Below are 19,416 nucleotides of genomic sequence, written 5' to 3' on the forward strand. Positions count from 1 at the left end.
GGTCATCCTCTGTCCCTTATACGGGGCATCCTTGCCGCATGACAGACACGCCCGCCCGGTTGCTCAGCCTGTTGTCGCTCTTGCAGACACCGCGCGAGTGGCCCGGCAGCGAGCTCGCGGGGCGGCTCGAGGTCAGCCAGCGGACCATCCGGCGCGACATCGACAGGCTGCGTGAGCTCGGTTACCCCGTCGAGGCGTCACGAGGCTCCGACGGCGGCTACCGGCTGGGCGCGGGCGCGGCGATGCCGCCCTTGCTGCTCGACGACGAGGAGGCCGTCGCGATCGCGGTCGGTCTGCGGGGTGCCGCGGGGCAGGCGATCTCGGGGATCGAGGAGTCTTCGGTGCGGGCGCTGGCGAAGCTCGAGCAAGTGCTGCCCTCGCGACTGCGCTATCGCGTCGGCGCGCTGGGCGCCGCGACGGTGCCACTGCCCGGCACCGGCCCCTCGGTGGACCCGGAGCACCTCACCGTCTTCGCCGGCGCGATCGCGAACACCGAACGGACCCGGTTCGCCTACCGGACGGGCGACGGGACCGAATCCCGGCGGCACGTCGAACCGCACCGGCTCGTCTCGGCCGGGCGCCGCTGGTACCTCCTCGGCTACGACCTCGAACGCGACGACTGGCGGATCTTCCGTGTGGACCGGATCTCCGGCCCGCGGGCGACCGGCGGCCGGGCCACCCCGCGGCAACCTCCCGCGGACGACGTGGCGGCCTATGTCACCGACAGGATGTACAGCCTCCTTCCCACCTATAGCGCACGCGTGACCCTGCACGCGCCGATGAACCAGATCGCCCCCGCGATCGGGGACGCCGTCGGCGAAGTCGAACCGGTCGACGACGAGACCTGCGTCCTGAACGCGGGCGCCGACACCCTCGACTGGCTCGCGTTCCGGCTCTTGGGGCTCGGCTGCGAGTTCACCGTGCACGAACCACCGGAACTGATCGGCCACCTCCGGGAGATGGCGGCGCGAGCGAACCGCGCGACGGCGTCCACAGTGGACTGACGGCGGCCGCGAGAACACAAGCCCTCGCGGCCGCCCGGGTTCAGCCGAGTTCACCTGCCTCTCGTCTGCTCGGCGGGATCGGGAGATACGCGCCCCGGCGCTCCGGGTCGCAGCCGACCCTGGGGAGCCTGGCCCGGATCCCGCCCGGCGATCGTTCGAACCGCCGCGCGATCTCCTCGACGCTTTCCCCGGCCAGCCAACGGCTTTCCAGTTCGGCGTCCAGCTCTTCGGACCAGGGAAGGCCCTGATGCGCGGGACGGTCGGCCGATCTTCGGCGGCCGGTGCTCCGCCCGGCGAACGCCATCAGCGTGTCGGAAAGGACGGTCGCCAAGGCCGGTACGGCGTCGGCGTCGATGTCGAGCCTGCCTTCGGCGACAGGCTCCTCCTGCGGTCCGGCTCCGCCGACCATGACGGTCACCCAGCGGTCTTCCCCGGCCGCGCCGCCACCCTCACGGGCGGCGACCTCGATGCGATAAACGGTGTCCTGCACGCGGATCTCGGTCCGGTGCTCTTCGACGATGGTCATGCCGGGGACGCTAACGGGCGGCCCCGACAATTCCCCGGCGCGGCGACGGGAAATCGGTACCGGACGGTGGATGACCGGTCCTTTGAGCACCGTCCGGGACGAAAGGGTGCCGGTCACGGCACGCGACCAGGCGCGCTGAACGGGACTTTCCCCGCATGCGATGCAGGGAAAGCGCCCTTCACCGCGTGACATGCGGGGAAAGTCCCCTTCAGCCCACCACCCGCACCGAAAGGAAAAGCCCCGCTTCGGAACGGATCCGAAGCGGGGCACCAGAGCATCCCGAAAGCGACCAGGCTCAGAAAGGCAGCGCCTGAGCCAGCGCCTCCTTCTTCACTTCAGCCGCGGGAGACGGCACATCGGACTTGGGCGCAGCGGAGGCCGGGGCCGGAACCGGCTGCGGCACCGGGGTGCACTGCACGTCCGAGCCGTTGCCCGGCTTCCGCACGGGCAGCTTCCCGGTCAGCAGGTAGTCCGCGATCTTGTCGTCCACACAGGACACACCGGACAACGAACCCGAGTGCGTCGTGCCGCCGGGCGCGCTGATCAGGCTGGAGTTCGGGTAGCGCTTGCGGATCTCGAGGCTGCCGGGATACGGCGTCGCGGCGTCTTTCTCCTCGTTGACCAGCAGGATGCCGGGCACCTTGCGCCCGTCGATCTCCACCGGCTTGCCCGCCTTCGCGGGCCAGTTGAGGCAAGGCGCGTTGAACCAGGCGTTGCCCCACGTCTCGAACGGCGCCCGGAAGTGCGTGACCCAGTTGTCGAACTTCCAGCGGTTCCAGTTCTGCGGCCACGCCACGTCGGTGCACTGCACGGCCGCGTACACGGCGTACCCGTTGTCCTGGCCCGGCGGGTTGGAGTCGTCGTACAGACCCTTCAAGGTCTGCCAGTCGGCCTTGTGCACCCAGCCGGAGAACGCGTTCGCGATGTCCTCCCAGCCGAAGACGTAGTAACCGGCCTGCAGGAAGATGTCCGTCCACTCGGAACCGCCGATGACGCCGCCCGCGGGCTTGTCGTACAGCTTCTTCTGCTCGGCGTACCACAGCTTCTCGACCGCGGACGCGGTCTTGCCGAGGTGGTAGACGTCGTCGTACTTGGCGAGCCAGCCGAAGTAGGTCTTGATGTTCTTGTCGAAGGCGATGTCCTGGTTCAGGTTCGCCTTGTACCAGACATCGCGGGGGTCGACCGTGCCGTCGAACACCATCCGCCGCACGTTCTGCGGGAACAGCGTGCTGTAGACCTGGCCGAGGTAGGTGCCGTAGGAGAAGCCGTAGTAGTTGATCTGCTTTTCGCCCAGCGCCTTGCGCAGGCTGTCGACGTCCTTCGCGACATCGATGGTCTTGATGTGCTCGAGGATCGCGCCGTTCTTGGCGCACGCCTTCGCATAGCCCTTCGCCTTGTCGAACCACGCCTTCTCGAGGGCGCGCGTGGTCGGCACGTACTGCGGGCGGTTGTAAGAGGCGTAGTTGCCATCGCAGGTCAGCGACGGCTTGCTCTCCCCCACCCCGCGCGGGTCGAAGCCGATCCAGTCGTACTCCTCACCGGCCTTCTTGGGGACGGCGCGTCCGAGGGTCGACAGGCCGAGACCGGAACCGCCGGGACCACCCGGGTTGACGATCATGACGCCCTGCGACTGGGCGGACTTGTGCTTCACCCGCGAGACGGCGATCGAGACCTTCTCCCCGCCGGGCTTCGCGTAGTCCAACGGGACCTCGAGGGAGCCGCATTCCGCGCCGGCCTTCACCAGGCTCGGACGGGTGCAGGCTCCCCAGGAGATGGGCTTCGGATCGAAGTCCGACGCCGAGGCGGCCGTGGCGGAGGGAGCGAGCGCCATGGTGCCGGCGCCGATCCCCGCGACCGCCAGGGCGGCAACGAATTTCTTCATGTGTTCCTTTTCGTCCGCGTTCGACCCGGTCGGGCCGAAGCTACCGAGAACCGGCTTCAATCTCGCTGACCGACACGTCGCCCGCCATCCCTCTTTAGTCGGGATCCCGTGCCCCGTTCCGGGCATATCAGTCTTGTCGGTCCTTTGTCGTACGCTCGCCGCACCCACGGGGAGAGGAGCGCGAGTGGACGAGGCGAAAAGCCTGGTTTCGGCGGTTCGCAACGGTTTGGCCGGACTGGCCGATCCCGCGAAGGCGCCGGCGATGCGGGCGTACATGAAGTCGGAGATGCCGTACCTCGGGGTGCAGAAACCCGCGCGGGCGCCGTTGCTGAAGCGGCTCTTCACCGAACATCCGCTACCCGATCGAGTGAGCTTCTCCACCGCGGTGCTCACCTTGTGGCGTGAAGCGGAATTCCGCGAAGAGCGGTACGCGGCCATCGGCCTTTCCGGTCACCGTGCCTATGCCCGCTGGCAGGACAGCGATCTGCTCGGACTGTACGAGGAGATGATCGTGACCGGAGCGTGGTGGGACTATGTGGACGAAGTCGCCATCCGCCGTGTCGGGCCGATCCTGCGGGCGGAACCGGAGACGGTGACCCCGCTGATGCTGACCTGGGCGTACGACGAGGACCTCTGGCGCCGCCGCACGGCGGTGATCTGCCAGGTCGGCGCCAAGACCGGCACGGACACCGACCTCCTCACCCGCGCCGTCGAGGCGAACATCGACGACAGGGAGTTCTTCCTGCGCAAGGGAATCGGCTGGGCGCTCCGCGAGTACGCGAAGACCGAGCCGGACTGGGTGCGCGCGTTCGTCACCGCGCATCCGGCACTGTCCACTTTGTCCAGAAGGGAGGCGCTCAAGCATCTGGGCGGTTGAGCACCGGCCTCGGAACGAGGGCGATGAGCTCTCCGATCACCTCGTCGAGCCCGGGCAGCAGCTCGCCCGTCTCCTTCAAGTCACGGAGGAGGTCCAGCCGCACCTCCGAAGGCGGCCCCTCCGCCATCACGTCCGTGAGAGCACGCTTCGCCTCTTCGGCACGGCCCAGGGCCAGCAGATAGAACAGTGGCTGGGCCTTGGCGTCCCAGTCGTGAGGGTCGGCCGTGGACGAGACGACGGCTTCTTCGAGGGACTCGCTGAAACTCCGCTCGGCCTCTTCGGTCCGCCCGGTCTTCAACCAGGCCAGCGCGAGGAGGTTGTGGGCCCAGGAGGATTCCGGCGCGACGGGACTCAGGACCTGCATCGCCTCGTCCGTCTCCCCGGCGAACAGCAGGGCCTCTCCCAGGTTCCCTCGGTACTCGACGTCGTCGGGGTGGAGGACGACCAGTTCGCGCAGTTCCCGGACGGCTTCCGCGTACTCCCCCGCCCGGCGATGGATCTCCGCGCGCAGGACGCGGCCGCTCTCGTCGTGGCCGTCGGCCAGCGCGCTGTCCACATCGGACAAGGCACCGGCGAAATCGCCGAAGAGGAGACGATGACGGGCTCGCCGGTAGTAGGCGTAGCCCTCGTCCTGACCCAGGCGTGCGCCCTCGTCCAGCGCGGTCCGGGCTTCCCCGTGACGATCCAGGTCCGCGAGAATGTCACCCCGGGTGGTATGGAAGAAGGCGAACTCCGGACTCGCCGCGAGGGCGGCGTCGATTTCGGTGAGGGCGGCCGTGTTGTCGTCCAAGGCCCGGTGGGCCAGCGCTCGCCAGGTGTGCACCCATTCGTCGGCGGACGCGAGTTCGATCGCGCGGTTCAGCGCCTCCAGCGCATCGCCGGGCTTTTTCAGCAGGACCAGCGCCATCCCGCGCCGTAAATGGTTCTCGGCGTCCTCGGGGACCAGCTCGATCGCCCGCTCGAAGTCGGCGAGCGCCGCTTGACGATCACCCAGGTCGTCGTGCACCCGCCCGCGCCAGTAACACGCCCACTCGTAGTCCGGGTCGAGCCGGATGGCGGTGGTGAAGCCGTCGATCGCGAGCCGGTGCCGTCCGGCGCGATGGTGGAAGCCCGCCCGGATCGCGTGTGAGCTGGCGTTGTCGAGGTCCACCATGACGACCTCGTCGAAGGCTTTCGCGGCGGCGTCGGCGTCCCCGATCTTCTCGAGGAACCGCGCGAGCTGTGTCAGGTAGTAGACGCCCTTGGGGCGCAACGCGACAGCCGCCCGGTATCCGGCGAGCGCATCCTCGTTCTCCTCCAGCTCGGACAGCAGCATCGCTCGCTGACTGATCGCCCAGGCATAGTCGGGATCGAGCCGGATCGCGATGTCGAGTTCGCCGATCGCCTTCCGGGGTTCTCCGAGCTTGTCGTACACCTCGCTCCGGGCGGTGTACGCCCACGCGTGCTCGGGCTGGAGACGGACGGCTTCGTCGAGATCGGCCATCGCGCCCTCGAGATCGCCGAGAGCGGCGCGCGCGGAACCACGGCCACGCCAGGAAAAGGCATAGGTGGGATCGAGTTCGATCGCCCGGTTCAGGTCTTCCAGCGCCCGTTCCCAGTCACCCTTGTTGCGGAAGAGGTTTCCCCGGTCGCTCCAGGCGTAGGCGTCGGCGGGGTTGAGGTCGAGCGCCCGGTCGAAGTCCCGTTTCGCCGCCTCGAAGTCGTCCTGGTCTTCATAGGCCCAGGCACGCCGCCTGATCACCTTCGAAAGCCTGGCCGCGTCGAATTCCCCGGCGCCGGCGAGCAGGTCGAGCACCGGGATCTCGCGCGGACCGTCACCGTCGCCGACGGCGGTGGCCAGCCGTTGCGCCCACTGCAGGACGGCGGGCGCGTCCGCGTCGATGCCCGCCTGCTCCATCATGCGCGCCCAGCCACGAGCGGGAGCGGTGCCGGTGGTGATCATCTCCGCGGCACCCACCAAGGCGTCCGGCAGCGCCTCCGCCGGGTCACCGCAGAGCCGGTGATAGGTCTGTTCGAGTTTCCTTCGCTGCCAGCGTTCGTCGTTCCACGCCTCGCGATTGCGGCTGAGGCCGAGTTCGGCGCACCGGCCTTCGTAGTACTCGCTGAGCTTCCGATGCTGGTCGGCGAACGTGGCGGGTGAGCGGCCGCGCTCCATCCGCACCATCGGCCCGCGCACGACTGAGTGGTAGCGCACCGGGAGTTCCCGCCGCCCGACGAAAGGCAGCTCCCGCAACCAGCGGAAGGTCTCCCCCGCGGACTCCCGCCCGGTCAGGACGGCGAGGACGTCTTCGTCCAGGACACGCGGCAGGGCGGCCACGGCGGCGAGTGCACGCTTCTCCTCGTCGGGTACCCAGCGCAGGAAACGCTTGACGGCGTCATCGCCGGGATCGCCGACGGCGTCCGCTTCGGCGGGTTTTCCCTGCGCCAGCATGGCGACCAGCACGGGCAGCCCGTCGGTGAGCCGCAGCACGACTTCGATCACCTGCTCGTCGGTGACCCCGTGCTCGGCGAGCAACTGGCGCGCCTCCGGTTCGGTGAACGGCCGGAGTTCGATCTCCCGCGTCAGCAACTCGTGCCGAAGCCACTTCGTCCTGTCGAGTGGGAACTGGCCCGCCACGGTGAGGACCAGGTTCGGCGGCAGCTCGCCGTACAGACCGCCGAACAGGTCGAACAGCCAGGTGTCCAGGACCTGCCCGGTCCGCTCGAAGGTGTCGAAGAACAGGGTGACCTGCCGCGATTCCGGAAGACGCCAGAGATCCTCGACGAACGGCTTGGTCAGCTCCTCCGCCGGATCCAGGAGCAGCTGGACATCGGCCTTCCGCTTGAATTTGGCCGCGAGGTAGCTCTGCAGCTGATCGAGCTGTTTCGCCGTCGCGTCCGCGTCGATCGCGTCGGCGGCGATGCTCCCACCGGGCAGGGTCTTCGCCACGCCGAGACCGGCCTTGACCACGGTCTTCGTCACCAGGGCACGGCCCGCCGCCGGTGCCTGCGGATCGCTGTGCAGCCGTTCCCTCGCTTTGAGGTAGAACTCGTAGCGCTTCTCGAACCGGCGCATCTCGTGGCCGCTGCGCGCGAGGTCCTTCGCGAGTTTGACCAGGGTCGCCGGGAGATCCTGCTGCCGGTCGTCCGCGAACCCGACCAGGGCACGGGACTCTTCGGCGATACCGCGAAGCTGTTCGAGGAGGAACGTCTTGCCGACCCCGGCGAGACCGTGCACCGAGAACAGGTACCGGCGGCGCCGGTCGCCCTCCGGGAGCCCCAGATTCTCCCGGAACCCTTCGCGTTCCCCGACCCGCCCGACGAAACCGTCGCTCAGCCGGGCACGTGCGATGGCTTGGATGCTGGAGCGACCGTCTGGACGTGGCACGGGTCCTCACTTTGCCACATCCCCTGACGTGTGAAGGCCCCCTTCCCTCGGTCGAGCCGGGGGAAGGGGGCCTTCACGCGCTGATCCGGATCAGGTCCGCAGGCTCGCGCCGAAGCGTTCACCGGCGACCGCGACGGCGGCGTCGCGGGCCTTGGTGGCCTCGTCGACGGTCAGCGTGCGATCCGCGGCGCGGAACCGCAGCTTGTACGCCATCGAACGCTTGCCCTCGCCCAGCTGCTCGCCCTGGTAGGAGTCGAACAGCGTGATGTCTTCGAGCAGTTCGCCCGCGCCTTCGCGCAGCGCCTCGGCCAGATCCGCCGACGGCACACCGGTTTCGGCGACGAGGGCGACGTCGAGCAGCACCGGCGGGTACGCCGAGATCCGCGGCGCCGGACGGTCGTCCGGGATCGGGATCGCGTCCAGGTCGAGTTCCATCGCGACGGTGCGCGGCGGCAGCCCGAGCGCCTCGACGACCTTCGGGTGCAGCTCACCGGCGTAGCCGACGGGCCACTGCCCCACCCGCAGCTGAGCGCAACGGCCGGGGTGCCACGGCGGCTGGTCCGCCGCGGCCGTGGTCAGCTCGACACCGGCGGCCTGCGCCACGAGCCGGGCGGCCTGCACCGCGTCGGCCCAGTTCGCCTGCTCACCCTCGCCCCACCAGCCCGCGCGGGCACGCTGACCGGCGAGCACGACGGCGACGTGCAACGGCTGCGGCGGGACAGCCGCCTCCAGCACCGCGAGCTCCTCGTCGGTCGGCCGCCGGTCCACCCCGAGCGCCGGCATCGGGATCGGGTTCGGCCCGGGCAGCACGACCTGTCCGAGGTGGAACAGCGAAACATCCTTGAAGCCACGGGAAATGTTGCGCTGCAACATTTCCAGCAACCCGGGCAGCAACGTGCTCGCCATCCGGTCCTTGTCCGCTTCCAGCGGGTTGCGGATCTTGACGGTCTTGCGGCGCACGTCGTCTTCGGGCAGCCCGAACGAATCCCAGACCGAGTCCGAGATGAACGGGAAGGGCTGCACCTCGACGTAGCCCGCCTCGGCCAGCGCACGCGCGACCGAGCGGCGACGGCGCTGCGTGTCGGTGAGGCCGCGACCCGCCGGGGCGTCGGGCAGCACCGACGGGATGCTGTCGTAGCCCTCCAGCCGGAGCACCTCCTCGACCAGGTCGGCGGGCTGCACCAGGTCACCGCGCCAGCTCGGCGGGATCGCGGTCACCAGCGCGGTACCGTCCTCGGACGTGCCCACGTTGACCTTGCAGCCGATCTGCGAGAGCCGCCTGACGGTGACGCCACGCTCGTAGCGCACCCCGGCCACCTGGTCGGGCAGGCTGATCGGCATGGTCACCGGCTGGTTCGGCTCGACGCCGCCCTCGTCGGTGCGGCCGGGCAGGATCGAACCGTCGCCGTACTGACGCAGCAGGCGCGCGGCGAATTCGACGGCCACCGCGCACAGCTGCGGGTCGGTGTACCGCTCGAACCGCTTGGCGGCCTCGGAGAACAGCTTGTGACGGCGGGCCGTCCGGCTGATCGACGACGGATCCCAGTGCGCCGCCTCGAGCAGCACGTCGGTGCTCTCGGGGGTGATCTCGGTCGACGCGCCGCCCATCGTGCCCGCCAGCGAGATGACGCCGCTGTCGTCGGCGATCACCACGTCGTCCGGGTCGAGAGTGCGCTCCGCATCGTCCAAAGTGGTCAGCTTCTCGCCCGGCTTCGCCTTGCGCACCACCAGATCGCCCTTGACCGACCCGGTCGCGAACGCGTGCAGCGGATGACCGAGTTCGAGCATCACGTAGTTGGTCACGTCGACCGCGAGCGAGATCGAGCGGATCCCGGCCAGCATCAGGCGGCGGCGCATCCACCACGGTGTCGGCGCCGTCGCGTCGAGATCCTTGACCCGGCGCAGCACGAAACGCTTGCAGCCCTCGGTGTCCTCGAGGTGCACCGGCCACGCGTCGCTCTCGGCCACCGGGACCTCGATGGACGCCGGGTCGCCGAACGGGACGTCGAGCGCGTTGGACAGCTCGCGGGCCAGGCCGCGGACCGACAGCGTGTAGCCGCGATCCGGGGTCGGCGTCACCTCGAGGACGGTGTCTTCGAGGCCCAGCAGCTTGTTCGCGTCTTCGCCGGGGCTGGCGGTGCTCGGGGGCAGCACCAGGATGCCGGAGTGGTCGTCTCCGATGCCGAGCTCGCTCGCGGAGCAGATCATGCCGTCACTGAGCCGGCCGTAGGTCTTGCGCGAACCGATCTCGAAGCCGCCGGGCAGCACCGTGCCGGGCAGCGCGACGATGACCAGGTCACCCTCGGCGAAGTTCGTGGCACCGCAGATGATCCCGCGAGTCCTGATCCCCGCGGGACCGTCGTCCTCGAAGGGACCCTCGTCGTCATCGGAGTCGTCGTCGACGTTCTCGTCGGGCTTCTCTGCGTTGTCAGCGTCGTCGCCGGACTCGCCGACGTCGACCCGGCAGAAACGGACCGGCTTCTTGAACTCGGTCAGCTCCTCGATCTCGGCGACGCGGCCCACCACGAGCGGGCCGGTGACCGGTTCGAGCGCGCGGACCTCGTCGACCTCGATGCCGATGCGCACGAAGGCGTCGGCCAGATCCTGGGCCGTGACCTCCTCGTCGACGTCGAGGTGTTCGGTCAGCCAGCTGGCTGGGACCTTCACTCAGGCCTCCGTTCCGAAGGGCAGGGTGAACCTGATGTCGCCCTCCACCATGTCGCGCATGTCCGGGATTCCGTTGCGGAACTGCAGGGTGCGCTCGATACCCATGCCGAAGGCGAAGCCCGAGTAGACCTCGGGATCGACGCCGCAGGCACGCAGGACGTTGGGGTTGACCATGCCGCAGCCGCCCCATTCGACCCAGCCGGCGCCGCCCTTCTTCTCCTCGAACCAGACGTCGACCTCGGCCGACGGCTCGGTGAACGGGAAGAAGTGCGGGCGCAGGCGGGTCTTCGAGCTTTCGCCGAACATCGTGCGGGCGAAGGCGTCGAGGGTGCCCTTGAGGTGCGCCATCGTCAGGCCCTTGTCCACCGCGAGTCCTTCGACCTGCGAGAACACCGGCGTGTGCGTGGAGTCGAGCTCGTCGGTCCGGTAGGTGCGGCCGGGGCAGACGACGTAGACGGGCAGGTCACGGTGCAGCAGCGTGCGGGCCTGTACCGGCGAGGTGTGCGTCCGCAGCACCAGCCCGGAGTCCTCCTCGCCGAGGTAGAACGTGTCCTGCAGCTGGCGCGCGGGGTGGTCCTTGCCGAAGTTCAGCGCGTCGAAGTTGAACCACTCGGCCTCGAGTTCCGGACCGTCGGCGACCTCGTAGCCCATCGCGACGAAGGCGTCGGCGATGCGCTCCGAGAGGGTCGCGATCGGGTGCCGGGCGCCGCGGGGCACCCGATCCCACGGAAGCGTGACGTCGACGGTCTCCTCGCGGAGCACCTTTTCGTCACGTTCGACCTGGAGTACGGCACGGCGGGCGTCGAAGGCGGCCTGGATGCCTTGGCGCGCTTCGTTGACCCGCTTCCCGGCCTCGGCCTTCTCCTGCTTCGGCAGGGCGCCGATCTCGCGGCGCGCGAGGAGCAGCGGAGACTGGTCCCCGAGGTGGGCGGGCTTGACCGCGGCCAGCGCGTCGAGATCCGCCGCGGCCGCGAAATCCGTCTCGGCCTGCTTGACGGCGGCCGTCAACGTATCCGGCGCGAGCGCCCCCGCCTGGGGGTCCTGCTTGTCGTTGGCTTCGGACATAACTCCTCGGCGTCCGCTGGGACTGGTCCGGTGCACGCGAGCGCACACATGGGTTTAGCAGCTGCTGAATTCTATGGGACAGCGAACGGCGGCCCCCGATCACCCTCGGGCTGGGCACACCGTCACTCGCGAGTGCGAAGAACGCGCTTTACGCCGTAAACAAGGTGCTGGAACGAACAGTGCGTTCCATGGGAGCTCCCTTGGTGTCGTGGTGCGGACGGCGTGGTGCCCGCGACTCTACGTGGTCGCGGGCACTCGGGCCATCGATTTCGGCGTCAGCGGGTGGCGAACGCGCCCGCGAAGTCCACCTTGCCGAACGCCTCCGGGACGATGCCGTCGGCGGCGTAGCGGTACAACGCGGTCTGGTAGATCCCGGCCAGCGTCGTGCAGAGGATGGAGACCAAGAACGCCCACACGAGTGAAATCCCGATGGAGACGACGATCGTGATGGTGCCGCCGAGCAGGAACCCGGCGCCCATGAAGACCGCGAATCCGGCCAGTGTCAGCAGCACGCCGACCAGCCCGATGCCGAACCTTCCGGCGGCCTGCTCACCCCAGGTCTGCTTGAGCAGCACCGCCGACCGCTTGGCCCCGTGCCGGACGCCGGCGTCCTCGATCATCATCACCGGCAGGACGAGGTAGGTGACGAGGTTCCAGGCGGCACCGACCAGCCGGCCGACGAAGAAACCGATGAACGCGAACCGCTGCTCGATCTCCCGGAGGATCAGGGAGACCGTCGCGGTCACCGCCGCCCAGCCCAGCAGGGGCAGCCATCGGCGGCCCGCCTCGGCCAGCCCGGTGGCCACGCGGGGATCGTCACCGCGCAGCGCGACGTCGGCCTGTGAAATGAGCGCGGCGTTGAAGAACACCGTGACGAACGCGGCCGCGAGGTAGAACAGGCCGATCATCACGTACGAACCGGGAGTGAGCCGCGAGTGGTCGGCGATCTCGGTGTGGGAGATCCAGTAACCGCTCCCGAGGAACACCACGGCGACCAGCAGTCCCGCGAGGGAGGCCAGCACCGGGAAGACCGCGAGTTCCTTGCGGGACCGCAGAACGCGCCAGGAAGCGCCGAACAGAGCGAAAGAACGGGCGATACGCCCCATGATTCCCCCAGTAAGCCAACGGAATCCGTAGGTTAGCGAGCCCGGTTCGGCGCCATCGCGTTGGTGTAGACACAGATCGCCGCGGCCGTCGCGAGGTTCAGGCTCTCCGCCCGGCCGTACATCGGGATCTTGACCGCGAGGTCGACGGCGTCGAGGACGTTTTGCGGCAATCCGTGCGCCTCGTTGCCGAACACCCACGCGACGGGCTGGTCGAAGGTGACCTGATCGAGTTCCGTGTCGGCGTAGCCGTGCGCGCCGAAAGTGCGGAGACCCGCGGCGGAGCAGGCCTTCAAGGCCGCGTCGACGTCCCGGATCCGGGTGATGGCGGGGTGGAACAGGCTGCCCGCGGCCGCGCGGACGCATTTGCCGTTGTGGGGATCGACACTGTCCCCGGCGAGGACGACCGCGTCGGCGCCGGCGGCGTCCGCGACCCGGATCACGGTGCCCGCGTTGCCGGGATCGGCGACGTCGACGAGGACGACGACGAGCTTCGCGCCCGGCTTGAGAACGGTCTCTTGTGGACGGTCGACGAGCGCGCAGACCGCGACGATGCCTTGCGGCGTCACGGTCTCGGACAGGCCGTCGGCGGCGCGGTCGGTGATCGGCGAAACCGGGACGCCCGACTCGTGCGCGGTGGCTAGCAACCGCTCGTGCTGCGCGGCGGCGCGTTCGGTCACGAACAGCTCGTACACCTTGCCTTCGTGGGCGAGCGCGGCTTCGACCGCGTTCGCGCCCTCGGCGAGGAACCGGCCCGTTTTCTCCCGCTCGGCCCGGCGGGTGAGCTTGCGCGCAGCAACAACCCGGGGCGTCCGTTCGGTGAACGGAGCAGCCCCGGGTTGCGGAATAGCGCTGTGGCCGGTCAGGCCGACTTCTTCTCTTCGGTGTTCACGTTCGCCTTGGCCAGCTCGGCCAGCGCGGTGAAGGCGGCGGCGTCGTTGACCGCGAGGTCCGCGAGGATCTTGCGGTCGACCTCGACACCCGCGGCCTTGAGGCCCTGGATGAAGCGGTTGTAGGTGACGCCGTTGGCGCGGGCGGCCGCGTTGATGCGGGTGATCCACAGCTGGCGGAAGTCACCCTTGCGGGCACGGCGGTCCCGGTAGGCGTAGTTCAGCGAGTGAAGCGTCTGCTCCTTCGCCTTGCGGTACAGCCGCGAACGCTGGCCGCGGTAGCCGCTGGCGAGCTCGAGAGTCGCGCGACGCTTCTTCTGGGCGTTGACAGCCCTCTTGACGCGTGCCACTGGGTCCATCCTGTCGATCTGGGGGCGCGCTGGCGCGCCCGGCGTTTACAAAGTGCGGGGTGTCAGCGGCCGAGAAGGCGCTTGACGCGGCCGACGTCGTTCTTGGCGATCTCGGTGGTGCCTTCGAGACGACGGGTGAGCCTGTTGGACTTCTTCTCCATCAGGTGGCGGCGGCCGGCCTTCTGGCGGCGCAGCTTGCCCGTGCCCGTGACGCGAACTCGCTTCGACGTCCCGCTGTGCGTCTTCATCTTCGGCATTACGTATGTCCTCTTTCGTGCGGCGGCACACCGGTGTTTTCCGGTGTGCCGCGACATGTGCTGGTCGGCGCTACGCGTCGGCGGGCGGCTCGGACGATTCGGTCGACTCGTCCTTGGCAGCCTTCGCGGCCTTGGGCGGCTTCACGTTCTTGTGCGGGGCCAACACCATGATCATGTTGCGACCGTCCTGCTTCGGCGACGACTCGACGAAACCGAGTTCGGTCACCTCGTCGGCGAGCTTCTGCAGCAGGCGGAAACCGAGTTCCGGCCTGGACTGCTCGCGACCGCGGAACATGATCGTGACCTTGACCTTGTTGCCGGCGGCCAGGAACCGCGACACGTGACCCTTTTTGGTCTCGTAGTCATGCTGGTCGATCTTCGGCCGCAGCTTCTGCTCTTTGATGACGGTGAGCTGCTGGTTGCGGCGGGACTCGCGGGCCTTCTGCGCACTCTCGTACTTGAACTTGCCGAAGTCCATGAGCTTGCATACGGGCGGGCGTGCCTGAGGAGCGACCTCGACGAGATCGAGATCGTTCTCCTGTGCCAGCCGCAGCGCATCTTCGATCCGGACGATGCCGACCTGTTCACCGGCGGGTCCGACGAGGCGGACCTCCGGTACCCGGATTCGGTCGTTGATGCGTGTCTCGGAGCTGATGGGGCCTCCCTGGTTCGAGGTAAATTCTTCTACCGTTTCGACCTGGTGCCCACATACCTAAGGCCCCGGTACCGTGCCGGTACGCGGGGCCCACTCTTTCCGATCGTGTTCGATCTCCAGAACCGAACACACCGCCTCAGACGCCCGAAATCGTCTTTGGCGAGACCGGACCCGGACACCTGGTGTTGCAGCGGTGACACGGGTGGGAGCGGGGCTCCACTTGCCGCCCCCGATCGCTCGGGGGCTGGTCGCTCGTGGAAGGGTACCAGACGTGTCAGATGAACCCGTTCAGCAACCCCCGTATTCCCCGGACGTCCGCGACCTGGAGGACATCCCGAGCGTCGAGGTGATCAGCAGGGCGGCCGTCATGCTGCTCTCCGCCGGCGCCGAACGCCTCGGCCTCGCCGACGAAGACCCGGCCAGCTCACCCCACCGCGACCTCGACGAGGCCCGCCGCCTGATCACCGCCCTCGCCGGACTGGTCACCGCTTCGGCAGAGTACCTCGGCCTGCACGCGGGGCCGTTGCGCGACGGCCTGCAGTCGCTGCAGAAGGCGTTCCGCGAGGCTTCGGCCGTGCCGGACGCGCCCGGGCAGGGGCCGGGCGAAAAGTACACGGGACCGGTCTACTAAGCCCTGCCCGCTCGTCTCCCTCCCCTCCAGTAGTGCAATGAAAGGCCCGTTACTTGCAAATTTTGCAAGTAACGGGCCTTTCATTGCACGCGCGCTACCCAACGAGCAGGCTGGCAGCTAACATTTCAGATGTGAGTGGGTTAGCGAAGGTGCCGAGGTCTCTCCTGAGGGACGAGGCCTACGAGAACATCCGCCGGGCGATCATCGACGGGACGCTGCCGCCGGGGACGAACCTGCGCGACGGCGACCTCGCCGATCAGCTCGGCTTGTCGCGGGCGCCGGTGCGCCAGGCGTTGCTCCGTCTTATAGAGGACGGCCTCGTCGAGTCGAAGCCGCAGAGCTACACGCGGGTGGCCGGGTTCGTGCCCGACGACGTCCGCGACGCGTTGCAGCTGGTCCGCGTGCTGCACGAGTTCGCGGTCCGGACCGGCGCACCGCGGATGGGACCGGCCGAGGTCGCGGCGATGCGCGCGGCCAACACCCGGTTCGCCGACGCGATCGCCGCCGGGGACATCGCGGCCGCGATCGCCGCCGACGACGAACTCCACGACATCCCGGTGGCAGCCGCGCGCAACCGGGCGATCGCCGCGACGCTGGCCCGCTACACACCGTTGCTCCGGCGGCTCGAGTACGCCCGCTTCGGCTCGCTGCCCGCGCACCGGTCGGTCCAGCGGCATGCCGAGCTGGCCGACGCCCTCGAAGCAGGCGACGTCGACGCGGCCTGCTCGATCACCGCCACCATCTGGACCGAACTCGAAGCCCTCCTGGAGACGTCATGACCCTCGCCGACTTCCCGCGCTACCCGCTGCTGTTCGGCCCCTCCCCCGTCCACCCGCTCGAGCGGCTCACCGCCCACCTCGGCGGGGCGAAGGTCTGGGCGAAACGCGAGGACGTCAATTCCGGGATCGCGTTCGGCGGCAACAAGACGCGGAAGCTCGAGTATCTGGTCGCCGACGCCCTCGCCGACGGCGCGGACACGCTGATCTCCATCGGCGGCGTGCAGTCGAACCACACCCGCCAGGTCGCCGCGGCCGCCGCGCGCGCCGGGCTTAAGGCCGTGCTGGTGCAGGAGAGCTGGGTGGACTGGAACGACCCGCTGTACGACAAGGTCGGCAACATCCAGCTCTCGCGCATCCTCGGCGCGGACATCCGGATGGTCGAAGCCGGGTTCGGCGTCGGCTTCAAGGAGAGCTGGGAGAACGCGGTCAAGGAGATCGAAGCGGGCGGCGGCAAGCCGTACGCGATCCCGGCGGGCGGCTCGGACCACCGGCTCGGCGGGCTCGGTTTCGCGAACTGGATCGTCGAACTCGAGGCGCAGGAGGCCGAGCTCGGCGTCTTCTTCGACACCGTGGTCGTCTGCTCGGTCACCGGCAGCACGCAGGCCGGGATGGTCGCCGGGGCCGCGCTTTCGGGGAAGCCACGGCGGATCCTCGGCATCGACGGTTCGGCGAAACCGGCCGAGACCCGCGACCAGGTCACGCGGATCGCCCGGGCGACCGCAGAGCTGATCGGCGCCGGTGAGATCGGCGAGGTCGAACTGGACGAGCGCTATCACGCGGGGATCTACGGCATCCCCGACGAGTCCACCCTGGACGCGATCCGGACGCTGGCGAGACTGGAGGGCATGCTCACCGATCCGGTGTACGAGGGCAAGTCCATGGCGGGCCTGATCGACCTCGTTGCCCGCGGTGAGATATCACGGGACTCGAACGTGCTCTTCGCGCACCTGGGCGGGCAGCCCGCGCTGAACGGCTACACGAGCGTGCTCTAGCCCCTCACCAATGCTAGGAAAGGCCCGTTACTTGCAAAATTTGCAAGTAACGGGCCTTTCCTAGCGCGCGTGGGTGACTAGTCCACCACGGCCAGGACGTCGATCTCCACCAGCAGGCCGGCGGGCAGGCCGACGTACACGGTGGTGCGGGCCGGGTGCGGCGCTTCGCCGATCAGCTTGTTGTAGGCCTCGTTGAACACGCCGAAGTGGTCGACGTCGGTCAGGTAGACACGCACCATCAGCGCGTCGGCCAGGCTCGAACCGGCGGCCTCGAGCACCGCTTCGATGTTCTTGAAGGTCTGCTCGGTCTGCTCACCGACGGTCTCGCCGACGATGGCGCCGGTGGCCGGGTCGAAGGCGACCTGGCCGGCCACCTGCAGGATGTTGCCCTTGCGGACCGCCTGCGAGAACGCGGCCACCGGCTTCGGCGCGTTCTCCGTGCTGATCGCGGTCTTGCTCATTCCAACTTCCCCTTTCGGTTCCCCGTCCATCCACTGTGGACGGAAGCTTGTTCGGCGGCGGCGACCAGTTCGGGCACGAGCCCCATCAGGCCGTCGTAGTCGAGCAGCACCTTCGGCACCGACATCGACACGGCGGCCAGCACCACGCCACCCGGGCCGCGGACCGGCGCGGCGATGCAGTGGATGAAGTCCTCGTGCTCGGCGTTGTCCACCGCGTAGCCGCGGTCGGCGACGAGATCCAGTTCGGTCCCGTAGGCGGCCGGTGTGGTGATCGTGTTCGGGGTGCGGACGAAGAAGTCGATCCTCGAAACGACGTCCGCCCGCTTCTCCGGCGTCATCGCCGCGACGAGCACCTTGCCGACGGCGGTGCAGTGCAGCGGGGCGCGTTTGCCGATGCGGGAGTACATCCGCACCGAATGCCTGCCCTCGAACTTGTCGATGTAGACGACCTCTCCGTCCTCATAGGACGCGAGGTGCACGGTGTGCCCGGTGCTCACGTTGAGCGCGGCGAGCGCGGACTGGGCGGTGCGGCGGACGTCGCGGTCTTCCAGTGCCTGTTGCGCGAGGTCGAAGAGGGCACTGCCGAGCCGGTAGTACCGCTGTCCCTCCCGGCGCACGAAATGGTGCGACTCGAGGGTGCGCAGCAGCCGCAGCACGGTCGACTTGTGCACGCCGATCTCCTCGGCGAGCTGGTCCAGCGTCTTCGGCTCGCGGGCGAGCCCGCCCAGCAGTGTGAGCGCCCTGTCCAGGCTCTGGCTCATACGCCCACCAATCCCTTGTCCGTCAGCTTCGCCGCCGCCCATGCTGCCGCATCCGCTCCGATGAGCGCTTCGACGACGGTTTCGGGCAGCGGTGTCCCCACGTCGTCGTGGGTCAGCAGGGTGGCGGCGGCCTGCAGGTGACCGCGCCGCAGCCTGGTCACGGGGTCGTCGCCGCGCAGGGTGGCGGCGAGGAAACCGGCCGCGAACGCGTCGCCGGCACCGACCGGTTCGACGACGTCGACCCGCAGTGCGGGCGCGAACAGCGGCGCTTCTTCGCCGTCGACCAGCGTGACCCCACGCTCCCCGTGCTTGACGACCAGCGTTTCCGGCCCGGGCAGCACGGCACGCAGCCGTCCTGGGTCGCCTGTCCCCCACACCCGCTCGGCTTCGTCTTCGCCCGCCAGCACGATGTCCGCGCGGGCGGCCAGTCCGGCGAGGACGGACGGGTCGCGCCCGGTCCACAGCGCGGGCCGGAAGTTGACGTCGAACGACACCAGCGTGTCGCCGCGAGGCCGCTCCAGCAGGGCCCGCACCAGGTCGAGGCAGCCGTCGGACAGCGCGGGCGTGATCCCGGACAGGTGGATCACGCGCACCCCGTCGAGATCGAGCTTCCCCAGCAGCCCGGCGTCCATTCCGGACGCCGCCGAGCCCTTGCGGTAGTAGCGCACGGGGCTGCCCTGAGCGCCGCTTTCCTTGATGTAGAGCCCGGTCGGCCGCGTCGGGTCGACCATGACCGCGCTGACGTCCACCCCCGCCGCGGCGATCTCGCGCACGAGCGCGCGGCCGAACGGATCGTCGCCGACGGCACTCACCCACGCACTGGCGAAACCCAGCGCGGGGAGATGGCAGGCGACGTTCGATTCGGCTCCGCCGATGGTCCGCACCCACTTCCGTACCTCGTCGGGCGGCCCGGATTCGGCCGGTACGAACAAGGCCATCGACTCCCCGATGCACAAAACGTCAGTGCTCCTCATCGTGCCGACCGCCATCCCGCTGCCAGGGCGCATCTCGCGAAATCACTGCGCCTCACGATCGAAAAGCGCCCTGCCATCGCGATAGCGGGGCCTCCGGCCAAAAAGGCGCGACCCCAAAAGATCAAAAGATTCCCGGGCGGCCAAGGCTCACCTGTCACTTCCGCGTCTCCTAGTC

18 protein-coding genes are annotated in these 19,416 nt (G+C 68.9%); 5 read left to right on the forward strand and 13 right to left on the reverse strand.

Annotated elements, in window-relative coordinates:
- Nucleotides 1-38: 38 nt before the first annotated feature.
- Nucleotides 39-1,004: a helix-turn-helix transcriptional regulator gene (locus tag BKN51_RS18030; RefSeq protein ID WP_101608761.1), complete on the forward strand. Its 966-nt coding sequence runs from the start codon at nt 39-41 to the stop codon at nt 1,002-1,004.
- Between the two features lie 40 nt (nt 1,005-1,044).
- On the opposite strand, the gene BKN51_RS18035 is transcribed toward BKN51_RS18030, so the two are convergent.
- Complete coding sequence (locus BKN51_RS18035) at nt 1,045-1,530, reverse strand: helix-turn-helix domain containing protein (protein ID WP_101608762.1); 486 nt, start codon at nt 1,528-1,530, stop codon at nt 1,045-1,047.
- A 295-nt stretch (nt 1,531-1,825) separates the two neighbouring features.
- Nucleotides 1,826-3,412 carry an alpha/beta hydrolase gene (locus BKN51_RS18040; protein ID WP_101613287.1) on the reverse strand — a complete coding sequence of 529 codons (1,587 nt, stop codon included), beginning with the start codon at nt 3,410-3,412 and terminating at the stop codon, nt 1,826-1,828.
- Between the two features lie 184 nt (nt 3,413-3,596).
- Between BKN51_RS18040 and BKN51_RS18045 the strand changes: the two genes are divergently transcribed.
- Nucleotides 3,597-4,289, forward strand: coding sequence for a DNA alkylation repair protein (locus BKN51_RS18045; RefSeq protein ID WP_101608763.1), 693 nt, complete (start codon nt 3,597-3,599; stop codon nt 4,287-4,289).
- Here the strand turns inward: BKN51_RS18045 and BKN51_RS18050 are convergent.
- From BKN51_RS18050 to infC, 8 genes are all read right to left on the reverse strand, one after another.
- Nucleotides 4,270-7,656, reverse strand: a complete 3,387-nt coding sequence (locus BKN51_RS18050; RefSeq protein ID WP_101608764.1) for a tetratricopeptide repeat protein — start codon at nt 7,654-7,656, stop codon at nt 4,270-4,272. The two genes, BKN51_RS18045 and BKN51_RS18050, sit on opposite strands and share 20 nt — an antisense overlap.
- A gap of 90 nt (nt 7,657-7,746) precedes the next feature.
- Nucleotides 7,747-10,323, reverse strand: coding sequence for a phenylalanine--tRNA ligase subunit beta (gene pheT / locus BKN51_RS18055; RefSeq protein WP_101608765.1), 2,577 nt, complete (start codon nt 10,321-10,323; stop codon nt 7,747-7,749).
- Nucleotides 10,324-11,388: a phenylalanine--tRNA ligase subunit alpha gene (gene pheS / locus BKN51_RS18060; protein ID WP_101608766.1), complete on the reverse strand. Its 1,065-nt coding sequence runs from the start codon at nt 11,386-11,388 to the stop codon at nt 10,324-10,326.
- 275 nt (nt 11,389-11,663) lie between these two features.
- Nucleotides 11,664-12,494, reverse strand: a complete 831-nt coding sequence (locus tag BKN51_RS18065) for a DUF6159 family protein (protein WP_101608767.1) — start codon at nt 12,492-12,494, stop codon at nt 11,664-11,666.
- 32 nt (nt 12,495-12,526) lie between these two features.
- A complete protein-coding gene (locus tag BKN51_RS18070; protein ID WP_199193130.1) occupies nt 12,527-13,339 on the reverse strand; it encodes a TrmH family RNA methyltransferase in 813 nt (270 codons plus the stop codon).
- 14 nt (nt 13,340-13,353) lie between these two features.
- Nucleotides 13,354-13,731 (reverse strand): 50S ribosomal protein L20, encoded by a 378-nt coding sequence (rplT, locus tag BKN51_RS18075; protein WP_005163284.1) that lies wholly within the window; start codon nt 13,729-13,731, stop codon nt 13,354-13,356.
- A 62-nt stretch (nt 13,732-13,793) separates the two neighbouring features.
- Nucleotides 13,794-13,988, reverse strand: coding sequence for a 50S ribosomal protein L35 (rpmI, locus tag BKN51_RS18080; protein WP_005163285.1), 195 nt, complete (start codon nt 13,986-13,988; stop codon nt 13,794-13,796).
- Between the two features lie 70 nt (nt 13,989-14,058).
- The gene (infC, locus tag BKN51_RS18085; RefSeq protein ID WP_101608768.1) at nt 14,059-14,643 is read right to left on the reverse strand and encodes a translation initiation factor IF-3; all 585 of its coding nucleotides are present in this window, start codon (nt 14,641-14,643) and stop codon (nt 14,059-14,061) included.
- A 271-nt stretch (nt 14,644-14,914) separates the two neighbouring features.
- Here infC and BKN51_RS18090 point away from each other — a divergent pair, with 271 nt between their 5' ends.
- The 3 genes from BKN51_RS18090 (at nt 14,915) to BKN51_RS18100 (ending at nt 17,045) form a co-directional block, all read left to right on the forward strand.
- Entirely contained in the window at nt 14,915-15,274 is a 360-nt protein-coding gene (locus BKN51_RS18090; RefSeq protein WP_005163289.1) for a DUF1844 domain-containing protein, read from the forward strand.
- A gap of 131 nt (nt 15,275-15,405) precedes the next feature.
- Nucleotides 15,406-16,053: a GntR family transcriptional regulator gene (locus BKN51_RS18095; protein WP_101608769.1), complete on the forward strand. Its 648-nt coding sequence runs from the start codon at nt 15,406-15,408 to the stop codon at nt 16,051-16,053.
- Entirely contained in the window at nt 16,050-17,045 is a 996-nt protein-coding gene (locus tag BKN51_RS18100; protein ID WP_101608770.1) for a 1-aminocyclopropane-1-carboxylate deaminase, read from the forward strand. The genes BKN51_RS18095 and BKN51_RS18100 overlap by 4 nt, the downstream gene beginning before the upstream one ends.
- Before the next feature lie 77 nt (nt 17,046-17,122).
- On the opposite strand, the gene BKN51_RS18105 is transcribed toward BKN51_RS18100, so the two are convergent.
- The 3 genes from BKN51_RS18105 to BKN51_RS18115 are packed head-to-tail and all read right to left on the reverse strand — an operon-like array spanning nt 17,123 to nt 19,241.
- A complete protein-coding gene (locus BKN51_RS18105) occupies nt 17,123-17,506 on the reverse strand; it encodes a RidA family protein (protein ID WP_101608771.1) in 384 nt (127 codons plus the stop codon).
- Nucleotides 17,503-18,267: an IclR family transcriptional regulator gene (locus BKN51_RS18110; RefSeq protein WP_101608772.1), complete on the reverse strand. Its 765-nt coding sequence runs from the start codon at nt 18,265-18,267 to the stop codon at nt 17,503-17,505. The genes BKN51_RS18105 and BKN51_RS18110 overlap by 4 nt, the downstream gene beginning before the upstream one ends.
- Entirely contained in the window at nt 18,264-19,241 is a 978-nt protein-coding gene (locus BKN51_RS18115) for a sugar kinase (protein ID WP_101613289.1), read from the reverse strand. The genes BKN51_RS18110 and BKN51_RS18115 overlap by 4 nt, the downstream gene beginning before the upstream one ends.
- Nucleotides 19,242-19,416 lie beyond the last annotated feature (175 nt).

This window comes from Amycolatopsis sp. BJA-103, assembly GCF_002849735.1.
In the GTDB taxonomy this organism is placed as follows: Bacteria; Actinomycetota; Actinomycetes; order Mycobacteriales; family Pseudonocardiaceae; genus Amycolatopsis.